Annotated in this window: 11 protein-coding genes; 3 read left to right on the plus strand and 8 right to left on the minus strand. The window is 55.4% G+C overall.

The window, feature by feature from the left end; translation table 11 throughout:
- Nucleotides 1–109: 109 nt before the first annotated feature.
- The 4 genes from hemG to pepQ are packed head-to-tail and all read right to left on the minus strand — an operon-like array spanning nt 110 to nt 4,101.
- Nucleotides 110–655, minus strand: a complete 546-nt coding sequence (hemG, locus tag OGY07_RS08525; protein WP_042292697.1) for a menaquinone-dependent protoporphyrinogen IX dehydrogenase — start codon at nt 653–655, stop codon at nt 110–112.
- 11 nt (nt 656–666) lie between these two features.
- Complete coding sequence (trkH, locus tag OGY07_RS08530; RefSeq protein ID WP_200036022.1) at nt 667–2,118, minus strand: Trk system potassium transporter TrkH; 1,452 nt, start codon at nt 2,116–2,118, stop codon at nt 667–669.
- Between the two features lie 37 nt (nt 2,119–2,155).
- Nucleotides 2,156–2,770, minus strand: coding sequence for an IMPACT family protein (locus OGY07_RS08535; RefSeq protein WP_286599971.1), 615 nt, complete (start codon nt 2,768–2,770; stop codon nt 2,156–2,158).
- Nucleotides 2,770–4,101 (minus strand): Xaa-Pro dipeptidase, encoded by a 1,332-nt coding sequence (gene pepQ, locus OGY07_RS08540; protein WP_286599973.1) that lies wholly within the window; start codon nt 4,099–4,101, stop codon nt 2,770–2,772. Before pepQ ends, OGY07_RS08535 begins: the two co-directional genes overlap by 1 nt.
- A gap of 189 nt (nt 4,102–4,290) precedes the next feature.
- Here pepQ and fadB point away from each other — a divergent pair, with 189 nt between their 5' ends.
- Nucleotides 4,291–6,480, plus strand: coding sequence for a fatty acid oxidation complex subunit alpha FadB (gene fadB, locus OGY07_RS08545; protein WP_286599975.1), 2,190 nt, complete (start codon nt 4,291–4,293; stop codon nt 6,478–6,480).
- A 9-nt stretch (nt 6,481–6,489) separates the two neighbouring features.
- The gene (gene fadA / locus OGY07_RS08550) at nt 6,490–7,653 is read left to right on the plus strand and encodes an acetyl-CoA C-acyltransferase FadA (RefSeq protein ID WP_286599977.1); all 1,164 of its coding nucleotides are present in this window, start codon (nt 6,490–6,492) and stop codon (nt 7,651–7,653) included.
- A gap of 119 nt (nt 7,654–7,772) precedes the next feature.
- On the opposite strand, the gene fre is transcribed toward fadA, so the two are convergent.
- Nucleotides 7,773–8,474: an NAD(P)H-flavin reductase gene (gene fre / locus OGY07_RS08555; RefSeq protein ID WP_286599980.1), complete on the minus strand. Its 702-nt coding sequence runs from the start codon at nt 8,472–8,474 to the stop codon at nt 7,773–7,775.
- Nucleotides 8,475–8,514: 40 nt separating this feature from the next.
- Entirely contained in the window at nt 8,515–10,008 is a 1,494-nt protein-coding gene (ubiD, locus tag OGY07_RS08560) for a 4-hydroxy-3-polyprenylbenzoate decarboxylase (RefSeq protein WP_181822248.1), read from the minus strand.
- A 179-nt stretch (nt 10,009–10,187) separates the two neighbouring features.
- Here ubiD and rfaH point away from each other — a divergent pair, with 179 nt between their 5' ends.
- Nucleotides 10,188–10,676 carry a transcription/translation regulatory transformer protein RfaH gene (gene rfaH / locus OGY07_RS08565; protein ID WP_042292718.1) on the plus strand — a complete coding sequence of 163 codons (489 nt, stop codon included), beginning with the start codon at nt 10,188–10,190 and terminating at the stop codon, nt 10,674–10,676.
- A 24-nt stretch (nt 10,677–10,700) separates the two neighbouring features.
- On the opposite strand, the gene tatD is transcribed toward rfaH, so the two are convergent.
- Both tatD and tatC read right to left on the minus strand, forming a co-directional pair.
- Nucleotides 10,701–11,483 carry a 3'-5' ssDNA/RNA exonuclease TatD gene (gene tatD / locus OGY07_RS08570; protein ID WP_286599983.1) on the minus strand — a complete coding sequence of 261 codons (783 nt, stop codon included), beginning with the start codon at nt 11,481–11,483 and terminating at the stop codon, nt 10,701–10,703.
- 41 nt (nt 11,484–11,524) lie between these two features.
- Nucleotides 11,525–12,316 carry a Sec-independent protein translocase subunit TatC gene (gene tatC, locus OGY07_RS08575; RefSeq protein WP_205613178.1) on the minus strand — a complete coding sequence of 264 codons (792 nt, stop codon included), beginning with the start codon at nt 12,314–12,316 and terminating at the stop codon, nt 11,525–11,527.

Consider the following 12,316-nt stretch of genomic DNA (forward strand, 5'->3'; position numbering starts at 1 on the left):
TGCGTGCCGTTGTTCCGTGTCAGTGGTGGCGCATTATAGGGAGTTATTTCGGGCTGACAAGAGGAAATTTAAAATAATTTATCAACCGCGCAATTTTTATTCTTTACGTTTATTTAACCGGCGATTTGACGGTTAACTGGGCGATTTCCCGGGCAAAACCTGCAACCTGCTCCCAGTCGGTATAGATCACTTCTTTATTGGTGTCCGTTTCGCCGCCTGACATTTTCATAATCAGTTTGATCATTATGCGGTCATACCAGCGATAGCGCGGGTAAAGCAACGCGCCGGCGATCACCGCACAGCGGTCAGGGCGCCACTGCGAGCTCATTAAAAATTTACGCGCGTAACTGTTAGTCTGCGGCGTGCGCTTTTCCGGTTTACGCGCCACCAGATTTACGGAATAGAACGCGCTCGGCATCCCGTTCAGCCGCGTCGCATGTTTTTTTACGAACTCCTGAAAGGCTGTATGGTAATGCCCGTAACGTATAGACGCGCCAATAACCACGCGATCGTAGCTGTCCCATTCAGGTTCTTCGGTACGGTGCAAATTCACGACGTCTGCCCAGATGCCCAGTTCTTTCAGTTCTGACGCCAGATACGAAGCGATTTCGCGCGTTTGTCCATCCCGGGTTGAAAAAAGAATCAGTGTTTTCACGTGTTACTCCATTATTCACGCCAGAAGGTCGGGGTAAAAAGTACCAGCAAAGTGAAGACCTCAAGACGGCCAAACAGCATATTGGCAATCAGGATCCATTTCGCCACCGGATTCATACTGGCAAAGTTGTCCGCGACGACACCCAGCCCGGGTCCAAGGTTGTTAAGTGTAGCCACCACGGAGGCAAACGCGGAAAAGTCGTCGACGCCAGTCGCGATAATCGCCAGCATACTGACAATAAATACCAGAGCATACGCCGAGAAAAAACCCCAAACCGCTTCGAGGATACGTTCCGGCAGCGCACGGTTCCCCAGCTTAATACTGTAGACCGCATTCGGATGCACCAGTCGCTTCAGTTCTCGGTTCCCTTGTTTGAACAGCAGGAGGATACGGATCACCTTCAGCCCCCCGCCTGTCGATCCGGCGCAACCGCCGATAAACGCGGAGCACAACAGCAGCACTGGCAGGAACAGCGGCCAGCGCGCAATACTGTCGGTAGTGAAGCCCGCCGTCGTCGCCATCGACACCACCTGGAAAAAGGCCTGGTTGAGCGTCGTTAGCGCAGAGTTATAAACATCATGGAACCACAGCACGATCGTGCAGATGACCACCAGCGTAAGCTGCACGCCAATAAACATGCGAAACTCCGGGTCACGCCAGTACACTCTGAGGCTACGTCCGCTTAACAAAGAGAAGTGCAAACCATAGTTACAGCCGGAGATTAATAAAAAGATAGCGATAATCGTGTTAATCGTTGGGCTGTCAAAATAGCCCACGCTGGCGTCGTGCGTAGAAAACCCGCCGATGGCGATAGTGGCGAAGCTGTGCCCGATAGCGTCAAAAGCGGGCATTCCGGCAAACCATAGCGCCAGCGCGCAGGCCACGGTCAGCAGGACGTAGATCAGCCACAGCGTCTTTGCCGTCTCCGCAATACGCGGGCGCATTTTGTTGTCTTTTAGCGGCCCGGGCATTTCAGCGCGATACAGCTGCATCCCCCCGACGCCAAGTATCGGCAGAATCGCCACCGCCAACACGATGATCCCCATCCCGCCAAACCACTGCAGCATCTGGCGATAAAAAAGAATCGCGTGCGGTAACGAATCCAGACCCACCAGTGTGGTGGCGCCCGTTGTGGTTAAACCGGAAAATGATTCAAAAAACGCATCGGTAATGGTGAGGTTCGGGCTTTCCGAGAAAATAAACGGTAACGCACCCACGCTACCCAGCACGGTCCAGAACAACACCACAATCAGAAACCCTTCGCGCGATTTCAGTTCACCTTTCTCGCGGCGGTTAGGCCACCACAGCATTGAGCCTATCGCCAGCGCGACAAAGAACGTTTGCGTAAATGCACGTCCCGCCCCATCACGATAGATGAGGGCTACCAGTCCGGGAATAATCATCGTCCCCGAAAATAAGATGACCAGTAGTCCAACGATTCGGGTAATGGCGCGAAAATGCATCTCTGCCGCTTCCTTAGTTCTTCAAAATGAGGGGGGATTATTCTTCAATCGCTAACAAATGCAATGAACCGCGGCTAAAATCCGCCAGCCTTGCTGAAAATTCGGCCACTTTCGCATAAGGAAGCGCCACCCTGAGCCGAACGAACGCCTGGTATTCACACGTGACGATGTTGCCGTCATGCTGAGCCAGAAGTGTTTCCACGCCAGCCAACTGCGCGTATTCACACTGCAAAGTATATTCGGTTAACGGCGTCTTGCGCTGTGTTGTTAGCTGACGCAGCGCCTGATTGACGCCGCCGCCGTACGCTTTCACCAATCCACCTGTTCCGAGCAGGATCCCACCGTAATAGCGCACCACCACGGCGGTGATTTCCCCAACGCCGCAGCCCATCAGTTGGGCAAGCATTGGCTTGCCCGCCGTGCCCGCCGGTTCGCCATCGTCGGAAAACCCCAATTGCTGCGAATCATCCGGCGCGCCTGCCACCCACGCCACGCAATGGTGACGGGCATCCGGATGCGCCGCTTTCACTGACCCGACAAAGGCTTTCGCCGCCTCAACGCCATCGGTATGCGCCAGAAGCGTAATAAAGCGGCTTTTTTTGATCTCCTCGACTACAGTGACCGGCGCCGCAGGAATTAACCAACTGTCCATTACGCCAGTTTCAGATCCCGCGTCATGTTTTCCACGCTGTTATCATGAATCACCACGTTATCTTCGATACGAATGCCGCCGAACGGTTTCAGCGCTTCAATTTTCTGCCAGTTGAAATGCTTGCTGTACTGCCCTTCGCGCCACGGCGCAAGCAGCGACTCGATGAAGTAAATCCCCGGCTCAATGGTCAGGACCATGCCAGGCTGGAGCACGCGGGTACAGCGCAGGTACGGATATTTTGACGGCGCGGCAAGATGCGTACCGCTGTCATCCTGCATAAATCCGCCAACGTCGTGTACCTGTAACCCCAACTGATGGCCGATTCCGTGCGGCATAAACGGCCCGGTAAGATTATTCTCCACCATCGCTTCTTCGCTCATATCCGTAACAATCTGGTGCTTACGCAACAGCTTGGCGATGCGTTGATGGAACTGGATGTGATAATCAACGTAGCTGACGCCCGCCTTCATGGTGGCGATCAGCGCCAGCTGTTCATCGTTAACGTCTTTTACCAGCTGCGCATAATCGTTGTCGCTTTTCGCCGACCAGGTACGTGTGAGATCTGCCGCGTAACCGTTGTACTCCGCGCCCGCATCCAGCAAAAAGCTGCGGATTTCAGATGGCGCCTGATGATCCAGTTTGGTGTAATGCAGTACAGAGGCGTGTTCATTGAGTGCGACGATATTGCCGTAAGGCACATCGGTATCACGATGTCCGGTGGCGGTCAGGTAGGCCAGATTAATGTCGAACTCGCTCATGCCGGAACGAAAGGCTTCCTCTGCGGCACGATGACCATTCACCGCCATTTTCTGCGCTTCACGCATACAGGCCAGCTCATAGTCTGTTTTATAAGCGCGATAATAATGCAGGTAATCAATCACCCCTTTCGGGTTGATATTGCTGGCCGCAATATCCAGTTGCAGCGCGCGCTCCGGAACCGGGCCAATATAGCCGATATTGCCGCGTGCAGCAGGCAGTTGGCTACCAATGCCCTCCGCTTTTGGCAGCGCAATGACTTCAATTTCTTCTGTCCAGAAGGAGGTCGGCAGCGGTTCCACATTGTGCCAGTAATCCACCGGTAAATAGAACCACAGTTTCGGTTTGTTTACGCCATCCACCAGCAGCCAGCAGTTCGGCACCTGCGTCACTGGCACCCACGCCTTAAACTGCGGATTCACTTTAAACGGATAGGGATGATCGTCGAGGAAGACGTTAACCAGCTCGCCGGAATGAATAAGTAACGCATCGAGTTTGAAGCGCGCCAGCGCGTCACGTGTCCGTTCCTGTAGGGTAACGATATGATTTTTATAGAGTGCGGCCAGTGATTCCATTTTCTATCCTTCTGCTTTTTTGACCTCAAGTCTCCGCATCTTAGCACAACGACCCGAAAGAGCGTGATTTCTGCCGACCGTGATCGGATCGGCATTTTTTTAATCACTTGTTTGCATTTCTTTAACACAAAATACACACTTCGATTCATCTGGTACGACCAGATCCCCATGCGGATTCAGGAGACTGACATGCTTTACAAAGGCGACACCCTGTACCTCGACTGGCTGGAAGATGGCATCGCCGAACTGGTGTTCGATGCCCCCGGCTCAGTCAATAAACTCGACACTGCGACCGTCGCCAGCCTCGGCCAGGCGCTGGATGTACTGGAAAAGCAGACAGATTTAAAAGGGCTGCTGCTGCGTTCTGAGAAAGCAGCCTTTATTGTCGGTGCGGACATCACCGAATTTCTTTCACTGTTTCTGGTTCCCGAAGAACAGTTAAGCCAGTGGCTACATTTTGCCAACAGCGTCTTTAACCGTCTGGAAGACCTGCCGGTCCCTACCCTTTCCGCCGTCAACGGCTATGCGTTGGGCGGCGGCTGCGAATGCGTGCTGGCGACCGATTACCGTCTGGCGACGCCCGATCTGCGCATCGGTCTGCCGGAAACGAAGCTGGGCATTATGCCAGGCTTTGGCGGCTCCGTCCGTATGCCGCGCATGCTGGGCGCCGACAGCGCGCTGGAAATTATTGCCGCCGGTAAAGACGTTGGCGCAGAGCAGGCGCTGAAAATCGGCCTGGTCGATGGTGTGGTGAAGGCGGAAAAACTGACGGAAGGCGCAATAGCGGTACTGCGCCAGGCGATTAACGGCGATCTGGACTGGAGAGCGAAACGTCAGCCAAAACTGGAACCCCTTAAACTCAGTAAGATTGAAGCCGCCATGAGCTTTACCATCGCCAAAGGCATGGTCGCGCAGACGGCGGGCAAACATTACCCGGCCCCTATGACAGCGGTGAAAACCATTGAAGCGGCGGCGCGCTTTGGCCGCGAAGAAGCGCTGAACCTGGAAAATAAGAGCTTTGTTCCATTGGCGCATACCAACGAAGCGCGCGCGCTGGTTGGCATCTTCCTGAACGATCAGTTCGTAAAAGGCAAAGCGAAGAAGCTGACCAAAGACGTTGAGACGCCAAAGCAGGCTGCCGTGCTGGGCGCGGGTATTATGGGCGGCGGTATCGCTTATCAATCGGCATGGAAAGACGTGCCGGTGATCATGAAAGATATCAACGACAAATCGCTGACACTGGGAATGACCGAAGCCGCCAAACTGCTGAATAAACAGCTGGAGCGCGGCAAGATTGACGGTCTGAGGATGGCGGGGGTGATTTCGACGATTCACCCGACGCTCGACTATGCTGGCTTTGATCGCGTGGACGTGGTTGTGGAAGCCGTTGTGGAAAATCCGAAGGTGAAAAAAGCCGTGCTGGCGGAAACAGAAGAAAAGGTCCGCCCGGATGCTGTGCTGGCGTCAAACACGTCCACGATTCCCATTAGCGAACTGGCAAGCGTACTGAAGCGTCCGGAAAACTTCTGCGGGATGCATTTCTTTAACCCGGTGCACCGTATGCCGCTGGTCGAAGTGATCCGTGGCGAACAAACGTCTGACGACACCATCGCCAAAGTGGTGGCGTGGGCCAGCAAAATGGGCAAAACGCCCATCGTCGTTAACGACTGCCCGGGCTTCTTCGTTAACCGCGTGCTGTTTCCGTACTTTGCCGGATTCAGCCAGCTGCTGCGCGACGGCGCGGATTTCCGCAAAATCGACAAAGTGATGGAAAAGCAATTTGGCTGGCCGATGGGTCCGGCGTATCTGCTGGACGTCGTGGGCATTGATACCGCCCACCATGCGCAGGCAGTGATGGCCGCAGGTTTCCCGCAGCGTATGCAGAAAGATTATCGCGACGCGATCGACGCCCTCTTCGACGCCAACCGTTTTGGTCAGAAGAACGGTCTGGGTTTCTGGCGCTATAAAGAAGACAGCAAAGGTAAACCGAAAAAAGACGACGACGCGGCCGTGGACAGCCTGCTGGCGGACGTCAGCAACGCGAAGCGTGATTTCAGCGACGACGAAATTATCGCCCGCATGATGATCCCAATGGTCAACGAAGTGGTGCGTTGTCTTGAAGAAGGCGTCATCGCCAGCCCGGCGGAAGCCGATATGGCATTGGTGTACGGCCTGGGCTTCCCGCCATTCCACGGCGGCGCGTTCCGCTGGCTGGATACGCTCGGCAGCGCGAAGTACCTCGACATGGCACAACAGTATCAGTCTCTCGGTCCGCTGTATGACGTGCCGGAAGGGCTGCGCGACAAAGCGCGCCATAACGAACCCTACTATCCAGCAGTTGAGCCAGCCCGTCCGGTTGGCGAGCTGAAAACGGCTTAAGGAGTCACAATGGAAAAGGTTGTCATTGTTGATGCGATTCGCACCCCGATGGGCCGTTCAAAAGGCGGCGCGTTCCGTAACGTGCGCGCGGAAGATCTCTCCGCGCACCTGATGCGTAGCCTGCTGGCGCGTAACCCGGCGCTGGATCCTGCCGCGCTGGACGATATCTACTGGGGCTGCGTACAGCAGACCCTGGAGCAAGGTTTCAACATCGCCCGCAACGCGTCGCTGCTGGCGGAGATCCCGCACTCGGTTCCGGCAGTTACCGTTAACCGCCTTTGCGGTTCGTCAATGCAGGCGCTGCATGACGCCGCGCGGATGATCATGACCGGCGATGCGCAGGCCTGTCTTGTCGGCGGCGTGGAGCATATGGGCCATGTGCCGATGAGCCACGGCGTGGATTTCCATCCGGGTCTGAGCCGCAACGTCGCCAAAGCCGCGGGTATGATGGGGCTGACCGCAGAGATGCTCTCCCGCATGCACGGCATCAGCCGTGAAATGCAGGACGCGTTTGCCGCGCGCTCGCATGCCCGAGCCTGGGCGGCAACCCAGTCTGGCGCGTTTAAGAATGAGATCATCCCGACCGGCGGTCACGACGCGGACGGTGTGCTAAAGCAATTGACTTACGACGAAGTGATCCGTCCGGAAACGACCGTCGAAGCGCTGTCCACCCTGCGTCCGGCGTTCGATCCGGTCAGCGGTACGGTAACGGCAGGCACTTCGTCAGCCCTTTCCGACGGCGCAGCCGCGATGCTGGTGATGAGCGAGAGTCGTGCGCGGGAACTGGGCCTGAAAATTCGCGCCTGCGTACGTTCAATGGCGGTGGTGGGGTGCGATCCCTCGATCATGGGCTACGGTCCGGTTCCGGCGTCGACGCTGGCGCTGAAGAAAGCCGGGCTGACCGCCAGTGATATCGGCGTGTTTGAGATGAACGAAGCGTTTGCCGCGCAGATCCTGCCGTGCATTAAAGATCTTGGGCTGATGGAGCAGATTGACGAGAAGATCAACCTGAACGGCGGCGCGATCGCCCTCGGTCATCCGCTCGGCTGTTCAGGCGCCCGCATCAGCACGACGTTAATCAATCTGATGGAACGTAAAGATGTGGAATTTGGTCTGGCGACAATGTGTATCGGCCTGGGGCAGGGCATCGCGACAGTATTCGAGCGTGTCTAGGTGAGTTCAAGGCCCGGCACGCTCCGGGCCACCAGAAAAATCGCCGGAGGGCGTCTCCCTTCACCGGGCATTATTTAGTTGCCGTTCTTCCCGCCTGTCAGGGGCGGGTTTTTTATTGCTTAAATGAAAGCGAACGCATCGCCAAACAGACGATCGGCTCGCGCGCTGCGCTCGTTGCAGAACAGGTCGCGTGCAATTTTCGCCATCTCAAAGCGACCCGCAATATAAATATCATGTTCTGCCAGCGTACCGTGATCCTGCAACACGGCGGTTAATACCGTCCCGGTGCGCCCACGCCAGCCCGCTTCAGGCTGTTCAACCACCGGCTCCACGCGCAGGTTCGGGTGCTTCAGCGTCAGCGCTTCCAGCTCTGAGAGATCGTAGAGATGCTTTTCTTCGCGGCCACCCCAGTAAATGGTCACCTTACGGTTCGGGTTGCGCGCCAGGGCCGTCAACAGTATTGAACGCGCGTAAGAAAATCCGGTACCGCCGGCAATCAGGATCAGCGGGCGCTCTTCATCGTCGCGCAGCCACGCTTCACCGTGCGGAATATCCACGACGATCTCATGATCTTTAAGAATGCGATCCATCACCGCTTTGGCATAGAGGTTAATTTCAGACGCGCCAATATGAAGCTCAATAAACCCCTGTTCGTCCGGCGTTGACGCCATTGAGAACGGACGTTTATCCCGTTCGTCCATCACCACCATCAAATACTGACCGGCACGAAAGGAAAATGCCGCGTCGGGCACTAAACGAACGCGGTATACGGTATCGGTGATAGCTTCTACCGAGGTCACTTTACAGCTTAAGGTTGTCATGCGCTCCCTCTATGGGTCTATAGGGCAAAACGTTCGCGCCTCAGGCGCCTTTACCGTGATTAAAGATGGCCAGTTCATCCCAGATCGCATCAACACGCGCGATAACATCCGGGTCTTTTTTAATGGGACGCCCCCACTCGCGTTGGGTTTCACCTGGCCATTTGTTCGTGGCATCCAGCCCCATTTTTGAACCCAGCCCGGAGACCGGCGAAGCAAAATCCAGATAATCGATTGGCGTGTTCTCGACCAGCACCGTGTCCCGTGCAGGGTCCATACGGGTGGTGATCGCCCAGATGACGTCGTTCCAGTCGCGAGCGTTGACATCGTCATCACAGACGATAACAAACTTGGTGTACATAAACTGGCGTAAAAATGACCAGACGCCCATCATGACGCGTTTAGCATGTCCCGCGTACTGTTTTTTCATCGTCACGACGGCCAGACGGTATGAACAGCCTTCCGGCGGCAGGTAAAAGTCGACGATTTCCGGAAACTGCTTTTGCAGAATGGGGACAAAGACTTCGTTCAACGCTACGCCAAGTACCGCCGGTTCATCCGGTGGACGACCGGTATAAGTGGAGTGGTAAATGGCGTCTTCACGCCGGGTAATATGCGTGACGGTAAAGACCGGGAAGCTGTCCACCTCGTTGTAATAGCCGGTATGGTCGCCGTATGGGCCTTCCGGCGCCATCTCGCCGGGCTCAAGATACCCTTCCAGTACGATCTCCGCGCTGGCTGGCACTTCGAGATCGTTAGAAATACATTTAACCACTTCGGTTTTTGTACCGCGCAGCAGACCGGCAAAAGCATATTCGGACAGCGTATCCGGCACTGGCGTCACTGCGCCAAGAATCGTGGCCGGATCGGCCCCCAGCGCCACGGAAACCGGGAAGCGCTCGCCAGGGTGCGCCGCACACCACTCCTGATAATCAAGTGCGCCGCCGCGATGCGACAGCCAGCGCATGATGAGCTTATTTTTACCAATCAACTGCTGACGATAAATGCCCAGATTCTGCCGCTCTTTATGCGGCCCACGGGTCACGGTAAGCCCCCAGGTAATGAGCGGCGCAGCATCTTCCGGCCAGCAGGTCATAATGGGAATGCGGTTCAGATCGACGTCATCACCCGTAATAATCTTCTGCTGACAGGGCGCGCCACGAAGGCGCTTCGTCGGCATATTCAGCACCTGTTTGAACTGCGGAAGTTTGTCAAAGAGATCGCGAAAGCCCCTCGGCGGTTCCGGTTCTTTCAGAAAGGCCAGCAGCTTACCCACTTCACGCAGTGCGGAGACATCATCCTGCCCCATCCCCATCGCGACGCGCTTTGGCGTGCCAAACAGGTTACAGAGCACCGGCATGGAATAGCCTTTAGGATTTTCAAACAGCAGCGCGGGTCCGCCAGCACGCAGTGTGCGGTCAGCAATTTCGGTGATTTCCAGGTGCGGGTCAACTTCAAGCGTGATGCGTTTAAGTTCGCCCTGTTGTTCAAGCAGCGTCAGGAAGTCGCGTAAATCGTGATATTTCATGGCGTCCATTATAGCCTCTGGGTAAGCGCCTCATTATACGGCGTTCATCATCGTGATGCTGTATTTTTGTTAAATTAGCGTGAACTCAGGCAGCCAACAAAGAAGCAGCCGGAATTACGCCGGGTATAATTAACTTAGCGCATAGCTTTTGCTATGCTTGCGCCCCGAACAAGCGGATAAGAGTCATTATGCAATCCTGGTATTTACTGTACTGCAAGCGCGGGCAACTTCAGCGTGCCCAGGAACACCTCGAAAGACAGGCGGTCAATTGCCTGACGCCGATGATCACCCTGGAAAAGATGGTGCGTGGAAAACGTACCGCAGTCAGCGAACCGCTGTTCCCCAACTATCTGTTTGTGGAATTTGATCCGGAAGTGATTCATACCACAACGATTAACGCCACGCGAGGCGTCAGCCACTTCGTTCGTTTTGGCGCTTCCCCGGCCACCGTGCCCCCCAGCGTCATCCATCAACTCTCCGTGTATAAACCGGAAGGCATTGTGGATCCGGAGACGCCTTACCCGGGTGACAGCGTGATCATCACCGAAGGCGCCTTTGAAGGGCTTCAGGCAATCTTCACCGAACCAGACGGCGAAGCGCGCTCTATGCTGCTGCTTAACCTGCTGAATAAAGAGGTGAAGCAGAGTGTGAAAAACACGGGTTTCCGTAAGCTATAACGCTCTTGCCGACCCGCATCCGGTTCACAGCGCGATGCCGAACAGCGTTCTGACATTGGTATCCGTTGTGGCGGCAAGCCACTGCGGATCGTCCCCGCGCCAGTGCGCGATACGCGCAAAGATATGCGGCAGATGCGCCGGTTCATTGCGCCGCGACGCCGGCTTCGGCGACAGATCGCGCGGCAATAAATAGGGTGCATCGGTTTCGATCAGCAGCTTATCCGCAGGAATAAACGGCAGTATTTCACGCAGCGCCAGCCCGCGGCGCTCATCACACACCCAGCCCGTAATGCCTATGTATAACCCTCTGTCGATGCACGCCTGCATCTCCTGGCGTGTGCCGGTAAAACAGTGCAGTACAGCGCCCGGGAGCTTATCCAGCCACGGATCGAGCAGCGCCAGGAAACGCGTATGCGCGTCACGGCAATGCATAAAAACCGGCATCTGTAATTCGGCGGCTATCCGCAACTGTGCGTCGAAAGCTCGTTCCTGCTCTTCTGGCGTGGAAAAGTTGCGATTGAAATCAAGACCGCACTCGCCAATCGCCACCACCTCCGGTAACGCCGCCAGGGCGACAATGGCTTCCTCCGTTGACGGTTGCCATTGGCTACTGTCGTGCGGGTGAACGCCGGCGGTGGACCAACATTGGTGATAATGTTGCGCAAGACGCTGCGCCTGCTGACTTTCATGGAGATTCGTGCCGGTAAGAAGCATGCCGTTCACGCCAGCGGCAAGCGCTCGCGCCACCACCTCGTCCCGGTCTCTGGAGAACTGCGAACTGGTCAGGTTTACGCCAATATCAAACATGCTTCTCTCCATATGAAAACCGCCCTGACGGGCGGTTATATTTAATCTTCGGACTTTCCGGCTCTTGCAGCGTCTGCTTCTGCTTCCGCCTCGTTATCTTCATCCCGCGTCTGTCGTTTGCCGACGTAAAAACGCGAAAAGAAAACGCCGACTTCAAACAGGCAGTACATGGGTATTGCCAGCAGCGTTTGAGAAAAAACGTCCGGCGGCGTAAGCAGCATGCCAATTACAAAGGCGCCAACCAGCACGTAGGGACGTTTTTTACGCAGATCGTCAGGCGTGGTAATACCTACCCAACACAGCAATACGATGGCAACCGGCACCTCAAAGGAAATACCAAACGCCATAAACAGCGCCATGACAAAGCTGAGATAGCTGGCAATGTCGGTCGATACCTGTACGCCTTCCGGCGCAGTGTTAGCCAAAAAGCCAAACGCCAGCGGGAACACCACGAAATAGGCGAACGCCATACCAATATAGAACAGCAGCGAACTGGAGATCAGCAGCGGTACCACTAACCGACGCTCATGTTTATACAACGCCGGTGCAATAAACGCCCAGACCTGATACAGGATCACTGGTGCTGACAGGATCAGCGACACCATGAAGGTCAGTTTGATTGGCGTGAAAAAGGGTGATGCGACGTCCGTCGCGATCATGGTCGCACCCTGCGGCAGCTGTTTTATCAGCGGCGCGGAAACCAGGTGATAGATGTCATTAGCAAAATAGACCAATGCCAGAAAAATCACGATAACCGCAATGATGCAGTTAAGCAGGCGTTTGCGCAGCTCGATCAGGTGCGTGATAAGCGGTTGAGTATCTTCTACAGCCAT

The organism is Citrobacter sp. Cs237 (assembly GCF_030332325.1).
GTDB lineage: Bacteria > Pseudomonadota > Gammaproteobacteria > Enterobacterales > Enterobacteriaceae > Citrobacter_A > Citrobacter_A sedlakii.

What these genes read in the sequence shown, in the direction of transcription:
- trkH (WP_200036022.1), bottom strand. Translation starts at nt 2,118, where the DNA reads ATGCATTTTCGCGCCATTACCCGAATCGTTGGACTACTGGTCATCTTA.
- OGY07_RS08535 (WP_286599971.1), bottom strand. Translation starts at nt 2,770, where the DNA reads ATGGACAGTTGGTTAATTCCTGCGGCGCCGGTCACTGTAGTCGAGGAG.
- pepQ (WP_286599973.1), bottom strand. Translation starts at nt 4,101, where the DNA reads ATGGAATCACTGGCCGCACTCTATAAAAATCATATCGTTACCCTACAG.
- fadB (WP_286599975.1), top strand. Translation starts at nt 4,291, where the DNA reads ATGCTTTACAAAGGCGACACCCTGTACCTCGACTGGCTGGAAGATGGC.
- fadA (WP_286599977.1), top strand. Translation starts at nt 6,490, where the DNA reads ATGGAAAAGGTTGTCATTGTTGATGCGATTCGCACCCCGATGGGCCGT.
- fre (WP_286599980.1), bottom strand. Translation starts at nt 8,474, where the DNA reads ATGACAACCTTAAGCTGTAAAGTGACCTCGGTAGAAGCTATCACCGAT.
- ubiD (WP_181822248.1), bottom strand. Translation starts at nt 10,008, where the DNA reads ATGGACGCCATGAAATATCACGATTTACGCGACTTCCTGACGCTGCTT.
- rfaH (WP_042292718.1), top strand. Translation starts at nt 10,188, where the DNA reads ATGCAATCCTGGTATTTACTGTACTGCAAGCGCGGGCAACTTCAGCGT.
- tatD (WP_286599983.1), bottom strand. Translation starts at nt 11,483, where the DNA reads ATGTTTGATATTGGCGTAAACCTGACCAGTTCGCAGTTCTCCAGAGAC.
- tatC (WP_205613178.1), bottom strand. Translation starts at nt 12,316, where the DNA reads ATGGCTGTAGAAGATACTCAACCGCTTATCACGCACCTGATCGAGCTG.